General features: G+C 47.4%; 21 protein-coding genes and 3 tRNA genes. 12 read left to right on the top strand and 12 right to left on the bottom strand.

The window, feature by feature from the left end:
- Positions 1–40: 40 nt before the first annotated feature.
- Positions 41–2,806 (bottom strand): hybrid sensor histidine kinase/response regulator, encoded by a 2,766-nt coding sequence (locus M2404_RS11925; RefSeq protein ID WP_259239966.1) that lies wholly within the window; start codon positions 2,804–2,806, stop codon positions 41–43.
- A 200-nt stretch (positions 2,807–3,006) separates the two neighbouring features.
- Between M2404_RS11925 and M2404_RS11930 the strand changes: the two genes are divergently transcribed.
- From M2404_RS11930 to M2404_RS11965, 8 genes are all read left to right on the top strand, one after another.
- Positions 3,007–3,082 (top strand) — tRNA-Phe (locus tag M2404_RS11930).
- A 65-nt stretch (positions 3,083–3,147) separates the two neighbouring features.
- Positions 3,148–3,223: transfer RNA gene (locus M2404_RS11935), tRNA-Thr, on the top strand.
- A 19-nt stretch (positions 3,224–3,242) separates the two neighbouring features.
- Positions 3,243–3,318, top strand: a tRNA-Phe gene (locus M2404_RS11940).
- Positions 3,319–3,457: 139 nt separating this feature from the next.
- Positions 3,458–5,623 (top strand): prolyl oligopeptidase family serine peptidase, encoded by a 2,166-nt coding sequence (locus M2404_RS11945; RefSeq protein WP_259239967.1) that lies wholly within the window; start codon positions 3,458–3,460, stop codon positions 5,621–5,623.
- Between the two features lie 245 nt (positions 5,624–5,868).
- Complete coding sequence (locus M2404_RS11950; protein WP_259239968.1) at positions 5,869–7,083, top strand: phosphopentomutase; 1,215 nt, start codon at positions 5,869–5,871, stop codon at positions 7,081–7,083.
- A 9-nt stretch (positions 7,084–7,092) separates the two neighbouring features.
- A complete protein-coding gene (gene deoD / locus M2404_RS11955) occupies positions 7,093–7,794 on the top strand; it encodes a purine-nucleoside phosphorylase (RefSeq protein ID WP_259239970.1) in 702 nt (233 codons plus the stop codon).
- A gap of 32 nt (positions 7,795–7,826) precedes the next feature.
- Positions 7,827–8,297, top strand: a complete 471-nt coding sequence (gene gpt, locus M2404_RS11960; protein WP_215395632.1) for a xanthine phosphoribosyltransferase — start codon at positions 7,827–7,829, stop codon at positions 8,295–8,297.
- Between the two features lie 45 nt (positions 8,298–8,342).
- A complete protein-coding gene (locus M2404_RS11965) occupies positions 8,343–8,912 on the top strand; it encodes a nucleoside deaminase (protein ID WP_259239971.1) in 570 nt (189 codons plus the stop codon).
- A gap of 40 nt (positions 8,913–8,952) precedes the next feature.
- Here M2404_RS11965 and M2404_RS11970 read toward each other — a convergent pair whose 3' ends face one another.
- From M2404_RS11970 to queF, 8 genes are all read right to left on the bottom strand, one after another.
- Positions 8,953–9,171 (bottom strand): VF530 family protein, encoded by a 219-nt coding sequence (locus tag M2404_RS11970; RefSeq protein WP_259239972.1) that lies wholly within the window; start codon positions 9,169–9,171, stop codon positions 8,953–8,955.
- 78 nt (positions 9,172–9,249) lie between these two features.
- The gene (locus M2404_RS11975) at positions 9,250–10,257 is read right to left on the bottom strand and encodes an isocitrate dehydrogenase (RefSeq protein WP_259239973.1); all 1,008 of its coding nucleotides are present in this window, start codon (positions 10,255–10,257) and stop codon (positions 9,250–9,252) included.
- A gap of 163 nt (positions 10,258–10,420) precedes the next feature.
- Positions 10,421–11,797, bottom strand: coding sequence for a hypothetical protein (locus M2404_RS11980; RefSeq protein ID WP_259239974.1), 1,377 nt, complete (start codon positions 11,795–11,797; stop codon positions 10,421–10,423).
- Positions 11,772–12,197, bottom strand: coding sequence for a DUF3192 domain-containing protein (locus tag M2404_RS11985; protein WP_259239975.1), 426 nt, complete (start codon positions 12,195–12,197; stop codon positions 11,772–11,774). The genes M2404_RS11980 and M2404_RS11985 overlap by 26 nt, the downstream gene beginning before the upstream one ends.
- A gap of 1 nt (position 12,198) precedes the next feature.
- The gene (xni, locus tag M2404_RS11990) at positions 12,199–13,011 is read right to left on the bottom strand and encodes a flap endonuclease Xni (RefSeq protein WP_259239977.1); all 813 of its coding nucleotides are present in this window, start codon (positions 13,009–13,011) and stop codon (positions 12,199–12,201) included.
- Position 13,012: 1 nt separating this feature from the next.
- Positions 13,013–14,371 (bottom strand): nucleotide 5'-monophosphate nucleosidase PpnN, encoded by a 1,359-nt coding sequence (gene ppnN / locus M2404_RS11995; RefSeq protein WP_259239978.1) that lies wholly within the window; start codon positions 14,369–14,371, stop codon positions 13,013–13,015.
- A gap of 32 nt (positions 14,372–14,403) precedes the next feature.
- Positions 14,404–15,957 (bottom strand): sensor domain-containing diguanylate cyclase, encoded by a 1,554-nt coding sequence (locus M2404_RS12000; protein ID WP_405047783.1) that lies wholly within the window; start codon positions 15,955–15,957, stop codon positions 14,404–14,406.
- Between the two features lie 456 nt (positions 15,958–16,413).
- Positions 16,414–17,310 carry an NADPH-dependent 7-cyano-7-deazaguanine reductase QueF gene (gene queF / locus M2404_RS12005; protein ID WP_259239980.1) on the bottom strand — a complete coding sequence of 299 codons (897 nt, stop codon included), beginning with the start codon at positions 17,308–17,310 and terminating at the stop codon, positions 16,414–16,416.
- Positions 17,311–17,330: 20 nt separating this feature from the next.
- Here queF and syd point away from each other — a divergent pair, with 20 nt between their 5' ends.
- Positions 17,331–17,882: a SecY-interacting protein gene (gene syd / locus M2404_RS12010; protein ID WP_259239981.1), complete on the top strand. Its 552-nt coding sequence runs from the start codon at positions 17,331–17,333 to the stop codon at positions 17,880–17,882.
- On the opposite strand, the gene M2404_RS12015 is transcribed toward syd, so the two are convergent.
- Together M2404_RS12015 and M2404_RS12020 are read right to left on the bottom strand one after the other, a co-directional pair.
- Positions 17,867–18,646, bottom strand: a complete 780-nt coding sequence (locus M2404_RS12015; protein ID WP_259239982.1) for a Zn-ribbon-containing protein — start codon at positions 18,644–18,646, stop codon at positions 17,867–17,869. The two genes, syd and M2404_RS12015, sit on opposite strands and share 16 nt — an antisense overlap.
- Position 18,647: 1 nt before the next feature.
- Positions 18,648–18,938: a hypothetical protein gene (locus M2404_RS12020; RefSeq protein ID WP_259239983.1), complete on the bottom strand. Its 291-nt coding sequence runs from the start codon at positions 18,936–18,938 to the stop codon at positions 18,648–18,650.
- A gap of 175 nt (positions 18,939–19,113) precedes the next feature.
- Between M2404_RS12020 and M2404_RS12025 the strand changes: the two genes are divergently transcribed.
- Complete coding sequence (locus tag M2404_RS12025; protein WP_259239984.1) at positions 19,114–19,473, top strand: DUF3192 domain-containing protein; 360 nt, start codon at positions 19,114–19,116, stop codon at positions 19,471–19,473.
- Between the two features lie 36 nt (positions 19,474–19,509).
- On the opposite strand, the gene M2404_RS12030 is transcribed toward M2404_RS12025, so the two are convergent.
- A complete protein-coding gene (locus tag M2404_RS12030) occupies positions 19,510–20,028 on the bottom strand; it encodes a DUF1569 domain-containing protein (RefSeq protein WP_259239985.1) in 519 nt (172 codons plus the stop codon).
- 155 nt (positions 20,029–20,183) lie between these two features.
- Here M2404_RS12030 and M2404_RS12035 point away from each other — a divergent pair, with 155 nt between their 5' ends.
- Together M2404_RS12035 and M2404_RS12040 are read left to right on the top strand one after the other, a co-directional pair.
- Positions 20,184–20,933 carry a TerC family protein gene (locus M2404_RS12035; RefSeq protein ID WP_259239986.1) on the top strand — a complete coding sequence of 250 codons (750 nt, stop codon included), beginning with the start codon at positions 20,184–20,186 and terminating at the stop codon, positions 20,931–20,933.
- 48 nt (positions 20,934–20,981) lie between these two features.
- Complete coding sequence (locus M2404_RS12040) at positions 20,982–21,635, top strand: hypothetical protein (protein WP_259239987.1); 654 nt, start codon at positions 20,982–20,984, stop codon at positions 21,633–21,635.
- Positions 21,636–21,667 lie beyond the last annotated feature (32 nt).

Consider the following 21,667-nt stretch of genomic DNA (forward strand, 5'->3'; position numbering starts at 1 on the left):
TTTGGACAACGCCAGCGCAAGCTGGCGTTGCTTTAAGTGCTCAGTAGCGCTGCTTTACGTAGCTAACTACATCCTGATACTTGTCCTGCACCAAACGAATATATTCATTAATTACTGCCCAGTCACTTTCTTCTGCTGCTTTTTCCAGTTTTAATGCCTCGTCGGCCAGACCCAGTGCACCCACACTTTTAGCGACTGACTTAAACTGATGTGCTAACGAGCGCACGGTACTACGATCCTGATTTTGCACTGCAATGGCCATATTGCTGAGCAGCTCAGCGCCATGCTTTACAAAGTAGTTCAGGTATTCTTCGTGCTTGGCTGGATTATTACCCAGAAAATTGGCAATAGTGGTAAAGCATATCGGCGAATTGTTCTGGTTGTTTTCCGTGGTTGAGCTATGCGTTTTCTTCTGTTCCGCTGTATGCGGTAGCCAGCGCGTTAGCATGGTTTCCAGCGTAGCCAGTTCAATAGGCTTGGTGATGTAGCCGTCCATGCCTACGCTCAGGCATTTTTGCTCTTCACCTTTAAGGGCATTAGCAGTTACCGCAACAATACGGGTAAACTCTGCGCCCTCACTTAAGTGCAGGCTTTCTTTGCGAATAGCACTGGTAAGATCGTAGCCACTCATATTGGGCATATGCAAGTCTGTCAGCAGCAGCGGGTAGTGATACCGGCGCCATTTTTCCAGTGCTATGGCGCCGTCATCGGCTACTTCCACTGCATAACCCAGCGCATTTAACTGATCAACAATTACGCGCTGGTTCATTACGTTATCTTCAGCCAGTAATACCAGCCGGCGCTGTTTACGGGCCTCTTCTATTGGCGGCACCAAACGGCTGGGTTGTGGTGCGGCACTGGTATAAACAGGTTTGGTTTTGCGCTTTGCCGCTATTAATACGGCGTCAAATAAATGGCTACGGCATATTGGTGAGCTGTGCAGATAGTAAACCCTGTCGGTGCTGCACTCTGACAATTCAATCTGATTGGTGATCACGACAAACTGCACCTGATTCATCGTGGGCAACTGTAGCAGTTGCTCTATTTCATTCGCCGGGATTTGCTCATAAGTGGCGTCCAGCACCCACACTGCGGCTTGCTTCGGTGGTAATGGCTGCTGAGCCTGTGCTTTTTGTAGCAGAGTGTCAAAATGGGTGGCAACATCAAGTTCGGCACCGGTGTAGCTCAGATAATTATGCAAATGTGCCATGTTATGTTCGTCAGTACTGAACAGGCACACATAAATATCACGTAGCAGTTCTTTATCCAGATATTGAATTTCATCTGAGCGGCGCATGGGTATGCGCACAATAAACTCTGTGCCCTGATCTACCTGGCTGTTAACACTGATATCTCCGTACATCAGTGTGGTTAAGCGCTGGCAAATAGATAAACCTAGGCCTGTGCCACCAAACTTACGGGTAATGGAACCCTCAGCCTGGTTAAATGGCTGAAAAACGTAGTTAATTTGGCGCTGTGTCATGCCTTTGCCGTTATCCGTGACACTAAACTGGATCTGGCTGAAATCCATGTTCTCTTCCAGCAGCTCAGCTTTAATCATAACCAACCCGGTTTTCTCCGGTGTGGTCTGGGTAAACTTAATCGCGTTACCGGCCAGGTTATACAAAATTTGCCGCAACCGCACCGGGTCGCCAATCAGGCCATCCGGAATGCGGGGGTCAATAAAAAGTTTCAGATCAATTTGTCGCTGGTGTGCCACCGATACCAAAATGCGGCCAACGGCTTCAATAATATCCACCAGCGACAATGGTATGGTTTCCAGTTGCAGTTTACCGGCTTCAATTTTCGAAAAGTCGAGAATATCGTCCAGAATACGCAGCAATGAGAATGATGATTCGCGTACTGTGTCTGTCATGCGAAACTGCGAGGTAGATAGCTGGGTTTTGCGCAGTAAATCAATAGTGCCAATGATGCCATTCATCGGTGTGCGAATTTCATGGCTCATGGTAGCAAGAAAGGTAGATTTAGCTTCGTTGGCTTTTTCTGCTGTTATTTTGGCCGTTTCCAGTGCCTCGGTGCGCTCTTTAATACGGCTTTCTACTTCCTGCTTCAGATTTTTAATGTTTTGCTCCGATGCGGCCAGGGTTTCCTGCGTATGTTCTATCCGGCGGAACAGCTGGTTAATATAGCTACCTAGCGTGCCATAGCTGTCTTGGGGGTGGCTGTCAACGCTGCTGTTATATTGATCTTTATCCAGCGCCTGGCGGGTACCTGCTAATAAAGGTTTAATACGGCGGCTGAAAAAGCCTGAAATAGTGGCCGCAAACACTGCACTTAACACCAGCGCGAATATTAAACTTACGCCAAAAGCAGCAAAAAAAGGCCAGCTTGGGCGCAGTTTTAACTGCTGTACATAAACCAAAATAGCAGTTTGCTGCTGCGGTAAATTAATCAACTGATTAACGATCAGATAATTATCCTGCTGTTGGGCACTGTCCTGCCATACCGGCTGGGGAACAAAGCCCTGCACATTGCTGGTATTGGCTATCAGTTCAGTTTGTTGGTTAGGCAATGTCCGGTAAACATAAAGCGCGCGCTCGCTGTTGCCATCACGGGTTTGAAACAACATTTGCTCAGTAGCGGCGGTATTGTTTTCTGCCAGCAGTGGCTGTAAAACACGGCTTAGCAGGCGGCTGTCGGCTGTTAGCCGGTTTAGTTGTTGTTCATTTAAGCCCGGCTCAGGTTGGTTTAGCCAGGCAAACAGCGCGGCCTGAGCAAATAAAATCAGCAGAGACAGTAAAGTCAGGCGCTTAAAAATCGGTTTACTAAACGACGTATTTTCCATTAGTTATCCAATATTTTGCTGCCAGCTTAGCAGACTTTATGCAGTGGCTGGCATTTTAACAACTTTTTGTAATTTAGGTAGCCAGCCCTGCTTTTTGCTGTTTATTTTAGCGGGTTGTACAACTAATAGGCTAACGCACCGGCAGCATTAAAATATCTGTTGACTTAAGATCGTAAAATCCGTTTAATACGACCCGCGTTGCCCAGATAGCTCAGTCGGTAGAGCAGCGGATTGAAAATCCGCGTGTCCCTGGTTCGATTCCGGGTCTGGGCACCATCAGTTTTAGGTGCTCAAGTTGTATTAAAGTAACAGTGTTATTTAACTTGTGTCACGTTGTCGCAGCCGCTTTAGCTCAGTTGGTAGAGCAACTGACTTGTAATCAGTAGGTCATCCGTTCGACTCGGATAAGCGGCACCATTTTGCGTCAACCAGTTTGGCCCAGATAGCTCAGTCGGTAGAGCAGCGGATTGAAAATCCGCGTGTCCCTGGTTCGATTCCGGGTCTGGGCACCATCCTTAAAAACCCTAACCACCCGGTTAGGGTTTTTTCGTTTAATAGTGCCTAAAATCTGTTGAGCTGAAATAGGCAAACACCGGCTTCTTTGTTAAGCTCTGGCGGGTTATAACAACAAGAATCAGGGAGTTCCTCACGATGAAACATGTTTTAAGTATCCTGGCCGTTTCCTTACTGGCTGCCTGTGGCAGCGAATCGAAAACTGATATTGCAACCCAACCCAATAGTGTAACTATGACAGAAGCTGCAAAAACCACCTTTTCCTATCCGCAAACCGCTAAAGGTGATGTGGTCGATAGCTATTTTGAACAAAAAATTGCTGACCCGTACCGCTGGCTGGAAGACGATCGCAGTAGCGAAACAGAAGCCTGGGTAAAAGCGCAGAATAAAGTGACTTTCGATTATCTGGGGCAAATTCCATATCGTGAGCAGATAAAGCAAAAGCTGGCGGCATCGTGGAACTATGAAAAAGTAACAGCGCCGTTCAAAGAAGGCAAATACACCTACTTCTATAAAAATGACGGCCTGCAAAACCAGTATGTGTTGTACCGCCAGCTTGAAGATGGCAGTAGTGAGGTGTTTTTAGATCCCAACACCTTTAGCAGCGACGGCACAACATCGCTGGCAGAGGTCAGTTTTTCCAAAGACGGCTCTATGCTGGCGTATTCTATTTCAGAAGGCGGCAGCGACTGGCGTAAAATTATCATTATTGACGTTGAAACTAAAAAGCCGCTTGAAGCAGAGCTGACAGATGTTAAGTTCAGCAGCATCAGTTGGTTAGGCAACGAAGGTTTTTACTATTCCAGTTATGATAAGCCTGATGGCAGCGAACTGTCGGCAAAAACCGATCAACACAAACTGTATTACCATAAACTGGGCAGTGCCCAAAAAGATGACGCCGTTATTTTTGGCGGCACTGAAGCACAAAAACATCGCTATGTTGGCGCCTCGGTAACCGAAGATGATCGTTACCTGCTGATCTCTGCTGCGGTATCTACCTCCGGTAATAAATTGTTCCTAAAAGATTTAACCAAGCCAGACAGCCCGTTGGTGACCATTTTAGATCACACCGACTCTGATACCGACCTGCTGGATAATGACGGCAGCAAACTGTTTCTGGTTACCAACTTAAATGCACCGAATAAAAAAGTGGTTACGGTTGATGCCGCCAAACCGCAGCCGGAAAACTGGCAGGATCTGATCCCGCAAACAGATAACGTACTGAGTGTATCAACCGGTGCTGGTTATATCTTTGCTGAGTATATGGTTGATGCCATTGCCAAAGTGCAGCAGTACGATTATAGCGGCAAACAGGTGCGTGATATTACGTTACCTGGCGTGGGCAGTGTTGGTGGTTTTAGCGGTAAGAAAGATGACCAAAAGCTGTATTACACTTTTACCAACTATATTACGGCGCAAACTATTTATGATTTCAGCCCAACTGATGGTAACTCATCCGTTTACAGCAAATCAGGCGCCAAGTTTGACAGCGATAATTATGTATCAGAGCAGGTATTTTACAGCTCGAAAGATGGTACTAAAGTGCCAATGATTATCAGCTACAAAAAAGGCCTGAAACGTGACGGCAGCAACCCAACCATGCTGTATGGCTATGGTGGTTTTAATATCAGCCTGACGCCGGCGTTTAATATTCCTAATGCCGTGTGGATGGATTTGGGCGGAGTTTATGCGGTACCAAGCCTGCGCGGCGGCGGTGAATACGGCAAAGCCTGGCATCAGGCTGGCACGCAATTGCAGAAGCAAAATGTGTTTGACGACTTTATTGCCGCGGCAGAGTATCTGCAAAAAGAAGGTTATACCTCTAAAGATAAGCTGGCTATTCGTGGTGGCTCTAATGGCGGTTTGTTAGTGGGCGCAGTAATGACACAACAGCCAGAGCTGATTAAAGTAGCGTTACCGGCGGTGGGTGTGCTGGATATGCTGCGTTACCACACCTTTACTGCCGGTGCTGGCTGGGCATACGACTACGGCACCAGTGAGCAAAGCAAAGAAATGTTTGAATATCTGCTGGCTTATTCACCAGTGCACAACGTTAAATCAGGTGTGGCCTATCCGGCAACCATGGTTACCACTGCCGATCATGATGACCGCGTAGTGCCTGCACACTCATTTAAGTTTGCTGCTGAGTTACAGGCAAAAGATGCCGGGGTTAACCCGCAGCTTATCCGTATTGAAACTAACGCTGGCCATGGCGCCGGTACACCGGTATCAAAACAGATTGAGCAAACGGCTGATATGGTGAGTTTTACACTGTATAACATGGGCTATAAGCAGCTGCCTTAACTAGATTAGCAATGATAAGAACCCGCCGTGACAGGCGGGTTCTTTGTTTTTATCCGAACGGTTCCATGCAGTATGGTGTTTATCTAAAGTTGATATTGTAAAGATTAGCGCTTCGTTTTACACTGCGTGCCCTTTTTTAAATGTGTACGCCAGCCTGTTATATAAGCCTTGCAACGGTTATGCTGGTTTGGTTTTATCACAACTGGTTTGTCACAGATAGACAACAAAAGTTCAGGAGCAGGACAATGGCAAAAAAAGCAGTGATCCTGGTATTAGACAGCTTTGGTATTGGCTATGCCCCGGATGCCGATAAATTTGGTGATGTTGGTGCGAATACCTTTGCCAGTATTGCAAAAGCCTTTCACGCGCAAAAAGGCCGCCAGCTGGCGCTACCTAATCTGGCGCAGCTGGGTTTGGTTAAGGCTGCCACCGCAGCCTCAAATGGTGTACAGGCCGATATAACCGCTGCTGGGGCAATAACCGGCGCTTATGGCTATGCGCGTGAGCTAAGTAGTGGCAAAGACACACCAAGCGGTCACTGGGAAATCGCCGGTGTGCCGGTACTGTTCGACTGGGGTTATTTCCATAATAAAACCGACAGTTTTCCCGCAGAGCTGATTAACGAGCTATGCCAGCGTACCGGTGTGCCCGGCATTCTGGGCAATTGTCATGCATCGGGCACTGATATTCTGGTAAAGCTGGGTGATGAGCATATTAAAACCGGCAAACCGATTTGTTATACCTCGGCCGACAGCGTATTTCAGGTAGCGGCGCATGAAGAGCATTTTGGCCTGCAAAAACTGCTGGATTTTTGTCTGGTGGCCCGCGAGTTGTTAGATAAATACAACATTGGCCGTGTTATTGCCCGGCCGTTTCTGGGGAATAATGCCGGTAACTATGCCCGCACAGGCAACCGCCGCGATTATTCAGTACTGCCACCGGCACCAACCGTATTGGACAAGCTGACAGGCGCTGGTGGTAAAGTGATCAGCATTGGTAAAATTGCTGATATTTATGCTCATCAGGGTATTAGTGAAAGTTTAAAAGCCACCGGCCTTGAAGCGCTGGTAGATAAAACGCTGGTACAAATGGCACAACAGGCTGATAACAGCATTATTTTTACCAATCTGGTTGATTTTGATCAGAATTTTGGCCACCGCCGTGATCCTATCGGTTATGGCGAAGCGCTGGAATACTTCGACAGCCGCTTGCCTGAGTTGATAGCGGCTTGTGGTGATGACACCCTGATGATCCTGACAGCAGACCACGGTTGCGATCCAACCTGGCATGGTACAGAGCATACGCGTGAATATATTCCTGTGCTGGCTTACAAAAGTGGCATGCAAGACATTAATTTAGGCGAGCGCATGAGCTTTGCTGATATTGGCCAAACGCTGGCTGGTTATTTTGAGCTGGAAGCCATGGCTTATGGCGACTCCTTTTTAGATAAAATTAACTAAGAGATTTTTATGGCAACTCCGCATATTAATGCGCCAGAAGGCGCTTTTGCAGCAACAGTATTAATGCCGGGCGATCCGCTGCGGGCCAAGCATATTGCAGAAACTTTTTTAACCGATGCAGTTTGTGTTAATACCGTACGTAATATGTTTGGCTATACCGGTACCTATAAAGGTAAGCCGGTAAGCGTGCTGGGCTCGGGCATGGGCGTACCGTCTATGTCTATTTATGCTACCGAGCTGGTAAAATTCTATGGTGTTAAAAACATTATCCGTATTGGCTCTTGTGGCGGCTTGCCGCTGGACGTAAAAGTACGCGATGTAGTGATTGGCATGGGCGCGAGCACCGACTCCAGCGTAAACCGTAACCGCTTAGCCGGGATGGATTTTGCCGCTATTGCCAGTTTTAACCTGCTGGAAAAAGCGGTTGCTGCGGCCCGGGCAAAAAATATTAATGTCAAAGTAGGTAATGTTTTTACCTCAGATTTGTTCTACAACCCGGATGCAACCTTATTCGACACTCTGGAAAAATATGGCGTGCTGGCGGTAGAAATGGAAGCGGCCGGTTTATATGGCGTGGCGGCAGAATACGGCATTAATGCATTGGCTATTTTTACCGTAAGCGATCATATCCGTACCGGTGAAGCACTAAGTGCTGAGCTGCGCCAGACCAGCTTTAATGAAATGGTTGAAGTAGCACTGGGCTGCTTATAATTTCCGTTTAACCGATTTTGCAGGGCAGACAGATGTCACTATCAAGCAATAAAATGTTTTATGTATCGTGGGAAGCATTTCACCGTGCCACTAAAGAGCTGGCGCATCAACTGCTGGGCCAGGATTACAACGCCATAGTGGCGGTAAGCCGCGGTGGCCTGGTGCCAGCCGCTATTTTGGCCCGTGAGCTGAATATCCGCGTGGTAGACAGTATTTGTGTCGCCAGCTATGACCATGATAAACAAGGCAGCCTGAGCGTTTTAAAAGATGCCAGCCTGGCTGATTCTGACAAACTGCTTATTGTGGATGATCTGGTAGACACCGGAGAAACAGCCAAAGCCCTGCGTGAACATTTCCCTAAAGCCTGCTTTGTTACTGTGTATGCCAAGCCGCAGGGTAAGCCGCTGGTAGATAAATACGTAACGGATATTGAGCAGGATACCTGGATCCAGCTGCCATGGGATATGGAACTGGCCTATAGCAAGCCGTTAGCTGAAAAGTAAATAAGCAATCCTGCTCGTTTGCTAGCAGATGTTTTTGGAGTAAAAATGACCGCAGTACAACAATTAACCCTGCACTTGCCGGACTGGATTAACGACGTCGTCGACTGGCAAAAAGTGTATCAAAACGATGATGAGAAAATGGCGCTGGCGGTAGAGCTGTCAAAACAAAACGTGCTGCGTGGCACCGGCGGCCCTTTTGGCAGTGCTATTTTTGACTGCGACAGCGGCAAACTGGTTAGCGTGGGGGTAAACCGGGTAGTGCCACTGCACAACTCTACCGCACATGGTGAGATGATGGCGATAATGCTGGCAGAGCAAAATGTGCAAAGCTTTAGCTTATCAAGTGATGGTGTGAAGCGGGAACTATTTACCTCGTGCGAACCCTGCGCCATGTGTTTAGGCGGTACTTTGTGGAGTGGGGTAAAGCGTTTAGTGTGCGCAGCCACGGCAGAAGATGCCCGTGCTATCGGTTTTGATGAAGGCCCGGTATTTGCGCAGAGTTATCAGTATTTACGTGATGCCGGCGTTGAAGTGGTGCAATTAGTGCAACGTGATGCAGCCAATAGCGTATTGCAAAATTATATTGGCAGCGGTGGTGCTATTTATAACGGCTAGGGTGTGGTGTAACGGCTAAATAAACCAAGCTGGATCAGCACTACTGATACAGCTTGGTTGCTACATATAACTCTTCTACTTTCTGCCTTGCCCAGGGCGTTTTACGTAAAAACTTCAGGCTGCTTTTTACCGACGGATCTGTTTTAAAGCAGTTGATATCAATCTGTTTTGCCAGGCCCGGCCAGCCGAAGTGATCGACCAGTGCAGTGACAATTTGCTCCAGTGTAACGCCGTGCAGCGGGTTATTTGGTTGAGACATATAACGCCCCTGTTGTTGGCGAGAGTGTTGACGTGAGCAAGCCGGTTCATGCCTGAACCGGCTTTATACGGCCCAGGCTTATAAACGCTCTAATACCGCAGCGGTAAAGTCGGTGGTGCCGAAGCTGCCGCCTAAATCACGGGTGGTGCGATCGCCAGTGGCGATAACATCGGCCAGAGCACTACGGATTTTCTCGGCTTTGTCCTGCATGCCTAAGTATTCCAGCATCTGAATAGACGCCAGAATTACTGAGCTTGGGTTAGCCAGGTTTTTACCGGCTATATCCGGCGCACTGCCATGTACAGCTTCAAAGATAGCGCAGTCAGCACCGATGTTAGCACCTGGTGCCATACCTAAACCACCCACTAAACCGGCACATAAGTCAGATAAAATGTCACCAAACAGGTTGGTAGTAACAATAACGTCGAACTGCTGCGGGTTCATTACCAGCTGCATACAGGCGTTATCAACAATCATTTCCTGCGCTTCAATATCCGGGTAACGGGTAGCCACTTCACGTGCTGTTTTCAGAAATAAACCTGAGGTCGATTTCAGAATATTGGCCTTGTGTACAATCGTTACCTTTTTACGCTTCTCGCGGCGGGCGGTTTCAAAAGCAAATACCGCAATACGCTCGGCACCGTCTTTAGTCACAATACTGGTCGCTTCTGCTACCAGACCATCGGCAGACACTACCTGACCATGGCCAGAGTACATACCTTCGGTGTTTTCGCGGATAGTGATGATGTCGATGTTCTCATAACGGGCTTTAGTGCCTTTAAACGAAATAACCGGGCGTACGTTTGAGTACAGGTTAAATTTCTTGCGTAGTGTTACGTTAATTGAGGTGAAACCTTCGCCCACCGGTGTAGTCAGCGGGCCTTTTAAAGTGATTTTATTGCGGGCAATAGCATCAAGCGTGGTTTGCGGCAACAGTTCACCGGTTTTCTCCAGCGCAGTTAAACCGGCATCGACATATTCGTAGTCGAAGTTACAGCCCACTTTGTCCAGCACCTGAATGGCGGCTTCAACGATACTTGGGCCTATGCCATCGCCTTTAATGACAGTAATAATTTGCTTGCTCATGGGGGGTCCTTAGCTGTCGTATTTATTAGGAAAGAGGGCCTCTGGCGGGCCTGAAAACGGCGCAGAATATAGCATTTTTCGGCACATTACGCCAGTTTGGTGCTGATTTAGCGCAGTTATCTGCCTTATATACGGTATAAGGTTGGTGAATGTTGTAATAAAACTACAATTTAAGCTGTAGGGGATAATAACATTGGCTGCGCTGTGCCAGCTGTTGCAGCCAGTTTTCTGCAGTAACCGTTGCCTGGTTGTTAGCTGCGGTTTTGCGCAGCAACACATTAACCGGTTGTACCGGTGCAGCACAATATAGCGCCAGGCTGCTAAGCCATGCCAGTTGCAGGTTTAATGAAACAACCGTTAAGCGCTGGCCTGCATTGGGTTGCAGCCAGGCTGTAATAGCTGCAGTGTAATTATCCAACTGATATAGCTGTAGCAACTCAATAAGCTGCGGCAGGTAAGTTTCACTTTGGCAATGTAGCGTTGGCGTAAAGGCACTTTGATAACCGGCACCAGAGCGGCTCACCAGTGGCGTGCGCTGGTAAAGCGGGTCAAGCCATAACGGGGCGCAGCAACATAGTGCCAGCAAGCGGCTGCCGGTGTATTGCAGCTGGGGCATAAATAGCTGCAGCGCTTGTGCAAACACATGACAAAACTGGCTAAACACGCCCTGCCACGGGTGGTGCAGGGCACTAAGATAATACTGTAGCTCAGCCTGTGCCAATGCAGCAGGCAGGGCATCCCTGCCGATAATGCCAATAGCCAGTTTTACGCTTTGTACATCTTGCTGCTGGCGGTTTAACTGGCTTGCCAGTGCCAGTATTGGCGCCGAGTGCTCTGCGCTCGTTGTAAGGTAGTGCTCTAAGGCTTTATTGTCATAGTAGCGCAGCTCACTAAAGCGGGAGTTTTGTATTAAATGTGCAAAGGTAGCGGGCTGTTGTGTAAGCTCTGCAGCTGGCTGTAACAGGAGCTGGTGCAAAATATCTAATTCGTAATCACTTTGGCTTAGCATCAGGCGCGTTGCTAATGCTGTTTGCCATTCGCCTTGGTTAGATAAGTACTCACTTTGTGTCAGCAACAGGCTTAGCAAAGCTTGTTGCCACTGCGGCTGTTTGCGCTCTGTGGCATAGCAGCCGCTTAATACTTTAACTACGCTGGCAGCTTGGGGCAGCGGTTTAAGCTCTCTGGCTGCCGCCAGGGCGGGGTACGGCAACGGCTCTGTTTGTTTAGCCGACACTATGGCGCTGCAGCAGCCTGCAAGAAGCAGTAAACGCCGGTTAAGTGGGTGCAGCTGATAACAATCGGCAAGATATAACAATATCTCAATACGCCACAGAGGTAACGGTAGTTGAGGCATTGGTTGGCTAATGCTGTCATATGTGGCGGTGGTATCACATGCTTCGCGCTGTTTGCTCAGCAATATTGCGGCTTTATACAGTGTTTCAGCTGAAGTAATGTTAGCAGCCTGATTAACGCAATGTTGGTAAAGTTGCTGATAACCTTGCCATGTTCTGATGTCAGTTAGCATGGCCGCTAACAACACTGTAGCGCTGCACGGCCTCTTCGCCTATGGCCTGCAGGTAGCGGTTTTTAAACAGTAATGCTGTGCATTCATCAGCTGTGGTGATGCCATCTGCAACGCTGCGATGGGTGCGGTAATACAATACCTGATACAGATCTTTTCCCTGCAGCACGGCTTCAGTAATATCCGGTGTGCCGAGGCGGCGCATCACGTCGTCCTGTGTCAGGTTGTCGGTTAGTTTATACTGGCTTATCAGCTTATAGTTAAAGGCTTCCCGGTCTACCCAGGTCATTTGATCGACATCATCCTGATAGCAGAAATAAACTACGGCCGTCAGCAGTATATACACTGCCAGCCCAATACTGAGCCAGGTCCATTTACGTAGCTTAAACTGAAATACAGAAGCGGCTTTTTGCATCATATCAGCTGTTAACCACGGGTTGGATCCGCATATCCTGCAGGTTCAGCCCCAGCTGTATATCGGTTTTCAGCGTCAGGATCTGCATAAAGATTTTAATTTGCTCTTTATGCTGCAGAATTTTTTCGCGCAATTTTTTATGGCAATCAGGATGCTCCAGTGCATCGGTAAGCGTAGCTCCCAGCGCCAGCAGATCATGTGCACCTTTTGGGCCAATGCCATTTACACCGGGAATATTATTGGTGCTGTCACCTACCAGGCTCCAGTAGCGCACCAACTGAGTCGTGCTGACCCCAAATTTCTGTTGCACAGCTTCTTCAGTTTGATGTTGACGGGCAAAAGCGTCGTAAATTTGAATATTCTGGCTTAACAGTGGTAAAAAACCTTTGTCTGTTGACACTATGGTAACTTGCTGGCCGTGTTGCACCAGCTTTACTGCAACAGAGGCAATAATATCATCAGCTTCGTATTCATCTTGTTGCACGCTGTCAAAGCCAAGGCTTTTGGCACATTGCTGTAAGCCTGGCAGGGCATCTGCCAGAATTGTTGGCATGGGCTTACGGTTGGCTTTGTATTCAGCATACAGTGCTTTACGCCACAAGCTGTTATGCCCGTCAAATACCAGTACAGCGTGGCTTGGTGCTAGTTCTTGCTGTAATCTTGCCAGAGCCTGACGCAGCATATTTTCTGTGTTGCGAATGATCTGGTTTTTGGTGCCCTCAGCCACTTCATCGGTTACAGGCAGATATGGCCGTTCCTGCACAGCGTAAAGCCTGCGTATCAGGTTAAGGGCATCAATTAACAGCAAGTGTGCCATGTTAGCGCACTACCTTGTAACAGGGTTCATATTTGCTGCCTGGCAGTTTCATTCTGCCCTGATCTACAAAAGCCTGTAATAACGTATCCATCATTTGCATCAGTTTGGGTTCACCACTTATCTGGAAGGGACCATGTTGGCGAATAGCTTTGATACCTTCATCTTTTACGTTACCGGCGACAATACCGGAGAATGCCCGACGCAGGTTGGCAGCCAGTGTTGCGCTGTCCTGATTCAGGTGCAAGTCCAGTGCGGCCATATTCTGATGATTCGGGATAAAAGGCTGCTGAAAGTCCGGTTCTATTTGCAGCGTCCAGTTAAAGTGGTACGCATCGCCGACAGATTTACGGTAGTGCCGTACTTCGGTAGCGGCCAGCTTTAACTTACGCGCTACTGCGGGGGCATCATCAATAATAATTTCAATCAGTTTTAGCGCTTTACTACCCAGGGTGTTTTCGATAAAGCTGGCAATTTCGCCAAAGTAAGCCTCGCTTTGCTTGGGTCCGGTTAAAATAATCGGTAATGTCTGCTGCTGATTTTCTTCGTTTAGCATAATGCCAAGCAGGTATAACAGTTCTTCTGCGGTACCGGCACCGCCAGGAAAAATAATAATACCGTGTGCCACCCGGACAAAAGCTTCCAGCCGTTTTTCGATATCCGGTAGGATCACCAGTTCATTTACAATAGGGTTTGGTGGTTCAGCCGCAATAATGCTGGGTTCTGTCAGGCCAAGGTAGCGGCCACTGCTGATACGTTGCTTGTTGTGGCCGATGGTGGCGCCTTTCATTGGCCCTTTCATAGCGCCAGGGCCACAGCCGGTACAAATATCCATACCACGCAGCCCTAGCTCGTAGCCTACTTCTTTGGTGTATTTATATTCAACTTCATTAATAGAGTGGCCACCCCAGCAAACAATCATATTAGGCTCGTTGCTGGCATCAATGACACGGGCGTTACGCAAAATATCAAATACGGTATGGGTAATATGAGCACTGTTGTTTAGATCCAGCCAGTTTTTGCTGCTTTGTAAACGGCTGTGATAAAACAAAATATCGCGCAGTACGGCAAACAGGTGCTCGTGTATACCTTTGATAATTTTGCCGTCAACAAAAGCGCTTTGCGGCGGGTTAAATAATTCAATTTTAATACCGCGCTCGCGGCTTATGAGGTTAACGGCGAAATCGCTGAACTGTTCATAAATTTCAGCTGAGCTGTCGGTGTGGCTACCCACATTAAGTACAGCTAAACAACAGTTACGAAATAAACGAAAGGCTTCTTGCTGGGTATTTTGTTTTAAATGATCAACTTCCAATTGCGATAACAAATCCATAGACCCAAGCGGGTTTAACTGCACATGCATATGTGCTCCTTATACATTAGGTTAATGCCGTGTCAGGAGGCAGGTTTAAGAATAACTTTATCACGGCCTGCTTTTTTGGCTTCGTACAGTGCTTCATCGGCACGATCAAAAGCACTGCGGTTGGTATCTTGTTCAGTAAATCGGGTAGCGCCAAATGAAATGGTAATCGGCACACTTACATTTTTGAATTTAAAAGGAATACTACTAATCTTCTCCCTTAAGGCGTTAAGCCGCTTTTCCAGCTCGGCTAACCCGGTTTCCGGAAATAGCATAATAAATTCTTCACCGCCGTAGCGGGCGATAAAATCAGTTTCGCGCAGGTTAAGTTTCAGCGTTTTGGCAATCACTTTAAGCGTTTTATCACCGGCGCTGTGGCCATAGCTATCATTGATGTTTTTAAAATGGTCAACATCTGCCAGCACTACGCAAAGCGGTTTTTTATAGCGTTGCCAGCGTTTAATTTCTAATTGGTAGCGCTCATCAAAAGCGGCCCGGTTGGGTATTCCTGTTAAGGCATCTTGCAGGCTACGGAAATTTTGCTCGGCAATACGCTTTTTAAAAGTACCGGCGTCTGTTTCCAGCTCAATGAGGCGTTGTTCCATATTGCTAAGTGTTAACAGCAATTGTTGCCGTTCCTGCTGTTCTAACTGTGTTTTTTCGCCTAACGAGCCTGTAATCGCTGTTAACTTATCACTGACCAGTAATTTTAACTGCTCCAGCGAGGTGGCTTTTTGGCTGGCATGGCTCAGATGATCAATTTGTAACTCAATTTGCTGATTCAGCCCCAGCATTTTTTGTTTCAGATCAACTGATGCACTTAATGACGATACTACCGACTGTTGCACGCTGGTCAGAGCATCATTGAGTTTTACTAAAAAATGTTCAGCTGACTGCCGCTCGCGGTTAATACTGCTGATAATAATGCCGATAGTTTTTAAGCAGGCTTCCAGCAGGGCATCAATGGGTAGCTTTCCCATCAGGCTCAGCCTGATCTCATCAATTTCAGCAGCACTATCCTCGGCAAACGCCAGTTCGCTAAGCAAATTGGTTAACTCGACACTTATTTGGCGGCAGATATGGCCGTAGCGTACTTCGTCATCATCGCTGTCGGCCAGTTGCTGTCTGGCTTGTAGCACGTTTTGATACAGTTTGGCCAGTTCCGTCAGGTGCGGCAAAAATGCATGTACTGTAGCAGAGGGTTGCCCGACTTTACCCAATAACTGGCGTAAGTCACGGCGTAGCTGGTCTGGCAGGCCTTTTTGTTGTTGCAACAGCTTACCGGCATCAGCCAGGCCTTGCTGCATACTTTGAATATTGGCCTGGTGCTTTGATTCTAATAGTTTAAGATTGTCGCTGGTGGCTTCAATAAATGGCAGCAGCTTTTCCAGATCGGTGCCGCGGTTTAGTTCGGTTCGCAACTTTGCCAGCCGGTTATCTAAATCGACATCAACCCCTTTGCACGCCAGAGACAGCCGCGAGACAAACTGGGCCATGATTTTAAACTGGGCTTCATAAGTATCTTCCAATGCTTTACGTGCTTTAAGTGCACTGGCCAGTTGTTTTTGTGTGTCGTCCTGCAAGACCACCACCTGAAGGTTCGCTGTTAAATCTATGTTTAGATTTAAGTATATCGACAAAAGTAATAAATGCGATCACTGTTTTAAGCTAAATGCTTTGGTAAATAAAAAAACAGCAGGCCCGTAGGCCTGCTGTAGCAGGGGATTTATCTTTATTATTATCCGGTTTACTTCTTACACAGGTAATAAGGTAACCAGGTTTGTTCTTCAGCAGAGGTCAGGTGTTGCATAATCAGCATTCCTTGTTGGAACTACTGTCTGGCAGTCCGTCTGCCAGACGCTGAGTATTTAAGCAGAAAACTGTGTTATTTGAAAGTAATGCTGTAATGTTTCTTGTGTTATTTCAGATTTTCTGTGTGTTTTGCCGTTAATTTATTTGTACAAAATAAATAAGTTATTGGTTTTTAAATTAATTACTTATTTGGCGTACTATTTTTTTGAAAGTGATTTTGTAATGTTAGCTTGTTACTGACGGCTTAGGCGAATTGCCGGTGGCGTGCAGGGTTCGCTGGCACGCCAGGGGTTAATATCCAGGCCTCCGCGACGGGTATAACGGGCGTAAACACATAGAAAGCTGGGTTGGCAATGTGACCAGATGTCGCTGAAAATGCGCTCGACACATTGTTCATGAAATTCGTTGTGGCTGCGAAAGCTGATCAAATAACGTAACAGTGCCTCGTGGTCAAGCGCTTTGCCACGGTAATGGATATAAACACTGGCCCAGTCGGGTTGTGAGGTAATTAAACAATTTGATTTAAGTAGATGTGAGTGCAACTTTTCTTCAACGATATCCGCGTCAGTTTGGGTTTGCAGCAAGCTGGCATCATACTGGTACTGATTTATTTCAATATCCAGATCATCAATGCAGCGGCCAGGGATCCAGGTAGGCTGAAACGCCATAATCTCATTAACGTTATGCAGACTGACTTTTACTGTTTTACCGGCACAGGCTGATAAATCGCGCTGCAAATGCTGATACACCTGGCCCAGATCCGCAAATCGGCTTTGGTTAAAGCTGTTGAGGTACAACTTAAATGACTTGGATTCAATTAAATTTACCGAATCGTAAGGCACCACAAAAGTAGCCAGTGCTACCATAGGTTTGCCTTTGGCATTAAGCCAGGATAGCTCGTAGCCGTGCCAGATGTCCTGCCCGACAAAGGGTAAGGCTGTGGCGGACAGACCAATATCATCCCGGCCCAGGCTGCGCGGTACTGCCTGCAATAAACTGGCATCATACTGATCTGCATAGGCGGTTACTTTACCAAGGCTTAATCCGGCAAGAAGTTCTGAGTGGCTGCTGGTCATGTCTGTTTTTGTCATCACGGCGTAGTTAGCGTTACAATGGCGCAAGTTTATCATAAAGTCTGATGGAAGGTCGCGTGGCTCTGGCAACGAATTACAGTCAATTTATTCAGCGTGCGGTGCTGTGGTATCAGCAGCAACAGCTGACATTAACCACTTGGGCCGATCCAAAAAGCCCGTCGCCATGTCAGGTTGCAGAGCCTGTTGGCGACAAAGTGCAATGGCAGCCGGTTTTGCAGCAACCGCCTGCTGATTTTTCTAATGTTGAACAAGCACTCGAGCTGGAATTACACCCGGATATCAAAAGTTTTTACCAGTTGCACTATGGTGCAGGTTTAGCGGCTGAACATAGCCGGGGTAAGCTGTTGTTGTTGATGGTTTGGAATAGTGATGATGTAAAGCGGCTGCAGGAAAATATTATCGGCCATATTATTATGAAACGGCGGTTAAAACAGCGCGAAACGGTGTTTTTTGCTACCACTGAAGATGATGATATTTTGTTGTCGGTACTTAACAGCACAGGTGAAGTGTTTCTGGAGCATGTCGGGCAGGAAGTAAAAGAAAAGCTGGCTGACAGCCTGGCCGATTTTATCAGCCAGTTGTCTCCCTGCAGTTACGACGGACTCTGACAATCCCAGGCAATATTGCCCAGCAAGCGGCAGTTATCGCATTTAAAGTCGAATAACTGCTGTAGTGGCTGCTGTAAACGCCAGCTACCACCACAGCCTGGGCAGGGCTTAACCGCTTCCCTTTCACAGTTATTGCTGCTGCCGCTGTACAACGCATAATACACCGTTTTGTTATTGGCTTTTTCTAGCTGGCGCGCCAGTTGTCGGCCTTGTTTGTTTAGTGTGCTGTTTAGCTGTTGCAAACTGCGCTCTGCGCTTTTAACCAGTACCCGCGTTTGCTGCATTTGGATCTCGTCCAGCGCCTGGTATTGCAACTGCCAGCGGATAAGCATTTCATGATCTTCCGCTTTTGTGTTTAGCTGATATAACGGCACTGGTGCAAAATGTTCGCCGCAGCGTACCGGCGAGCAGGTGTCATTAAAGCGGCTGTACAGAATATAAAAATCTGCGTTTGGGCAAGGGTCGCTATGTTGTGACATCAGATCCATACCCAGAATATGTTGTTGCGGATAAGCCAGGCCTGCGCTGGCTAATTGCTGTAGGGCATGTAGCCCTTTAGTGCTGTGGTGTGTTTGTTTTAATGCTTGTTCATCCGGTAGCACCAGGCGGCAGTTAAAGCTGTCTTGTTGCCAGGCGGTTGGAAATTCCCGGCCCAGCACCTGGCCATTAAATATCAGGCTTTCAATATAACGGCGGATAGCGCTTTCAGCGCGGTTAAAGTTGGTATCAGCTATGACCTTAAACTGCAACTCAGCCAGATACATACTACTTATCCAGCTTAGTTAGCAGTAAATCCAGCTTGGCCTCAATGCGCGCCAGAGTTTGCCTCAGTTCAGTATCTGTATGATTAGCGGTATTTGGTGCAGGCGCTACTTCATAACTTGGGGCGGTATCGTCAAATACCGGGTTATTGCGCCATTGCTGGTATGCCGCAAAGAGTTGTTGTGGTGCGATACGCCCGGCTAAACGGGCACGAAACAACGCCAGGCTCGGCGTTTTGCCTTCACGTTGCAGTTGTGCGGCAACTTGTTGCAACATTTGTACGGGATCTGTCATGGCTTTTGCCTGTTTGACTAACTAATAGCGAAATTTACCACTAAGCGCCGACAGATAGTAGCGGTGATTTTATAAGTGTATGTTTTATATTGTTTTAATCTGTGGCATGACATTTGCTGAAATAATTGCAGGCCGCTGCTGCGGCTGATTATTAAAACAACACAGGAAAATCATTATGTTAGCAAAAGTATTTGTTGCTGCTGCCTTGGCAGTTACCTTATCAGGATGTGTGATTGCAGTGGGAGGCAAGCACGAGTTGGATGATGACAGCAGCTGGAAGAAAACCCAGCAGTATAATCAGGAGCAGATTAACCGGCTGGCACTGAATAGCAGCGCAGAAGATGTGCGCACCTTGCTGGGTACACCGGATTTTACTGAGTCGTTTAATAAAGACGGTGAAACCGTGCAGGTGCTGTTTTACCGTACGCATCATGTAAAAAGTGATGGTAAAACCACCAAAGATGAATGCACGCCGCTTATTTTTAAGCAAAACAAGCTTAGCGGCTGGGGCGATAAAGCTTATCAGTATTTGTAATGCGTATGCCGGCGGAATTGTCCGCCGGGTATATTATTAGCTGAGCGTAATTTCCTGCAGGTGATTTTGCACATGCAGGTAATGAGCACTGTAGTATTGTGCTTTGGTCAGGTTGCCATAAGCAAAATGCGGGGCCAGATCGCCTTGCCAGGCAATAAATAATTCAATTTCGGTTACCAGTTCTGCCAGTGCGACGTCATTAGGTACGGCATCTATCAATTTGGGGGCACCTGGAATAGGCTCGTCCAGCGGGTGCATCATAGAGCCGCTGGCTGAAAATACATTTAATGCCGCCGCGCCAGCGGTGTATTGAAACAAAGCCGATTTTGCCTGCGGATAGCCAAGGCGCGAGTAGCGGATACTTTGGGCCAGATGCTGAAACACTTTACTGACACTCCAGTTGCCGTGGCTGGTCAGTTTAGCGGCTGGTAAGCGTTTTAACTGCACCAGCAGTTCATCCAGCGGGTAATGCCGTGCCATAGCCACCACTTTAGTACCAAATGCCACTGCCAGTGGTGCGCCAACTGTGGTTAAAAGAAATTTACGTCGGTTCATGCCAAAATCGGTTACCAGTTATTTGTTGCTTACGTTAGCTTGTTTACATTCAGGCTGCCACTAAAATTAAGCTGATTTGGCTGATGTAAATAGTTGTAAATCTCAGTAGCATGGCGTAGTGATATTACAGCAGCCAGATTAGCAAAGGACACATCATGTTTGATTGGATCTACAGCCCGGAAGCCTGGGTGGCGTTAGGCACGTTAATGGCACTTGAGATTGTGCTGGGGATCGACAATATTATTTTTATTTCTATCCTGGTAGGAAAATTGCCGCCAGAACAACGTGATTCTGCCCGGCGTATTGGCCTTGGCCTGGCAATGTTATCGCGCTTGTTGCTGTTATTCAGCCTGGCCTGGGTTATTGGCCTGACAGAGCCCTGGTTCAGTCTGTTTGGCTTTGATATTTCCGGGAGAGATTTTGTCCTGATTGTCGGAGGCTTTTTTCTGCTGGCAAAATCGACCCATGAAATTCACGACAGCCTGGAAGGTAGCAGCCAACTCAGCACAACAAAAGCGGCAACTGGTTATCTGGCGATATTAGTGCAAATTATGCTGCTGGATATCGTGTTTTCGCTTGATTCAGTTATTACCGCAGTAGGGTTGGTTGAACACTTATCCATTATGGTTATTGCCGTTATAGCTTCAGTATTGGTGATGCTGTTTGCGGCCAAACCGATAGGTGAGTTTGTCGACCAGCATCCCACTATAAAAGTGCTGGCGTTGTCGTTTTTAATGCTGATTGGTTTTACACTGGTAGCAGAAGGGCTGGATGTACATGTGCCTAAGGGGTATATCTACTTTGCTATGGCATTTTCAATCTGTGTTGAGCTTATTAACCTGAAAGTACGTAAGAAAAACCAGCATGAAACAGTAAAACTGCATAAAAAAACGGATACGGAATAAGCGCATGTTTGCTTTTACAAGCGCCGGTCGATTGGCTAACATCTTGCCATGATTGACGCCGGTAGTAACCAACCCCATTTCTGGCAGGTGTCCAGAGACAACCAGACTTATACCGAGCTGTGTAATGCTTTGTATGAGCGTGAACTGCTGCGTTTGTCGCAGCTGAGTACCGAGCAATTGCTGCGGTTGCCAAACCGTTTAGCCAGCCTGCCATTTTATATCCGCCGGGCGGCCAGTAATATACTGCAACAAAATACTTCGCTGCAGTTGGATAGCCAAAATGCGTCCTGGTATCACAAACAGGCTGCAAACTGCCCGGCACGCAAACAGCAGGCTGATCCGATAGATGCGTTTTATAGCAAATATGCCAAACCCGGCCTGATAGTGCCGGTGTATATTACCCACCTGACCCACGAGCAGATAGTGCTCGACAGCGTAGATGAAGTTGATCTTGACGGGCTGCGCCTGCATTGCAATGAGCACGGCTGGTTTAGTTTCTCCGGTACACCGCTGGCGCAGGAGAATAGCGATAAATTTGTGCTTAAACCTGCCAAAGCTATTATGACAGCAGCCTGCTGCGGCCATCAGTGGTTAAATGGTGACAAAAAGCCACCGCGTTTGCTTAGCCTGCGTGAATTGCTGCTGGCCAGCCGGTTAAACTGGCAAAACTTTGCTAAACCTTTACCGGCATTGTTAGCCTGATGTTGGTTTTCCTGCTTTGCAATCGGGGGCAG

It is taken from the genome of Rheinheimera pacifica (assembly GCF_024809855.1).
GTDB classification, from domain to species: domain Bacteria; phylum Pseudomonadota; class Gammaproteobacteria; order Enterobacterales; family Alteromonadaceae; genus Alishewanella; species Alishewanella pacifica_A.

Bases quoted from the DNA above. Each gene is read 5' to 3' on its own strand.
- M2404_RS11925 (WP_259239966.1), bottom strand. From the start codon at position 2,806: ATGGAAAATACGTCGTTTAGTAAACCGATTTTTAAGCGCCTGACTTTA.
- M2404_RS11945 (WP_259239967.1), top strand. From the start codon at position 3,458: ATGAAACATGTTTTAAGTATCCTGGCCGTTTCCTTACTGGCTGCCTGT.
- M2404_RS11950 (WP_259239968.1), top strand. From the start codon at position 5,869: ATGGCAAAAAAAGCAGTGATCCTGGTATTAGACAGCTTTGGTATTGGC.
- deoD (WP_259239970.1), top strand. From the start codon at position 7,093: ATGGCAACTCCGCATATTAATGCGCCAGAAGGCGCTTTTGCAGCAACA.
- gpt (WP_215395632.1), top strand. From the start codon at position 7,827: ATGTCACTATCAAGCAATAAAATGTTTTATGTATCGTGGGAAGCATTT.
- M2404_RS11965 (WP_259239971.1), top strand. From the start codon at position 8,343: ATGACCGCAGTACAACAATTAACCCTGCACTTGCCGGACTGGATTAAC.
- M2404_RS11970 (WP_259239972.1), bottom strand. From the start codon at position 9,171: ATGTCTCAACCAAATAACCCGCTGCACGGCGTTACACTGGAGCAAATT.
- M2404_RS11975 (WP_259239973.1), bottom strand. From the start codon at position 10,257: ATGAGCAAGCAAATTATTACTGTCATTAAAGGCGATGGCATAGGCCCA.
- M2404_RS11985 (WP_259239975.1), bottom strand. From the start codon at position 12,197: ATGATGCAAAAAGCCGCTTCTGTATTTCAGTTTAAGCTACGTAAATGG.
- xni (WP_259239977.1), bottom strand. From the start codon at position 13,011: ATGGCACACTTGCTGTTAATTGATGCCCTTAACCTGATACGCAGGCTT.
- ppnN (WP_259239978.1), bottom strand. From the start codon at position 14,371: ATGCATGTGCAGTTAAACCCGCTTGGGTCTATGGATTTGTTATCGCAA.
- queF (WP_259239980.1), bottom strand. From the start codon at position 17,310: ATGATAAACTTGCGCCATTGTAACGCTAACTACGCCGTGATGACAAAA.
- M2404_RS12015 (WP_259239982.1), bottom strand. From the start codon at position 18,646: ATGTATCTGGCTGAGTTGCAGTTTAAGGTCATAGCTGATACCAACTTT.
- M2404_RS12020 (WP_259239983.1), bottom strand. From the start codon at position 18,938: ATGACAGATCCCGTACAAATGTTGCAACAAGTTGCCGCACAACTGCAA.
- M2404_RS12025 (WP_259239984.1), top strand. From the start codon at position 19,114: ATGTTAGCAAAAGTATTTGTTGCTGCTGCCTTGGCAGTTACCTTATCA.
- M2404_RS12030 (WP_259239985.1), bottom strand. From the start codon at position 20,028: ATGAACCGACGTAAATTTCTTTTAACCACAGTTGGCGCACCACTGGCA.
- M2404_RS12035 (WP_259239986.1), top strand. From the start codon at position 20,184: ATGTTTGATTGGATCTACAGCCCGGAAGCCTGGGTGGCGTTAGGCACG.
- M2404_RS12040 (WP_259239987.1), top strand. From the start codon at position 20,982: ATGATTGACGCCGGTAGTAACCAACCCCATTTCTGGCAGGTGTCCAGA.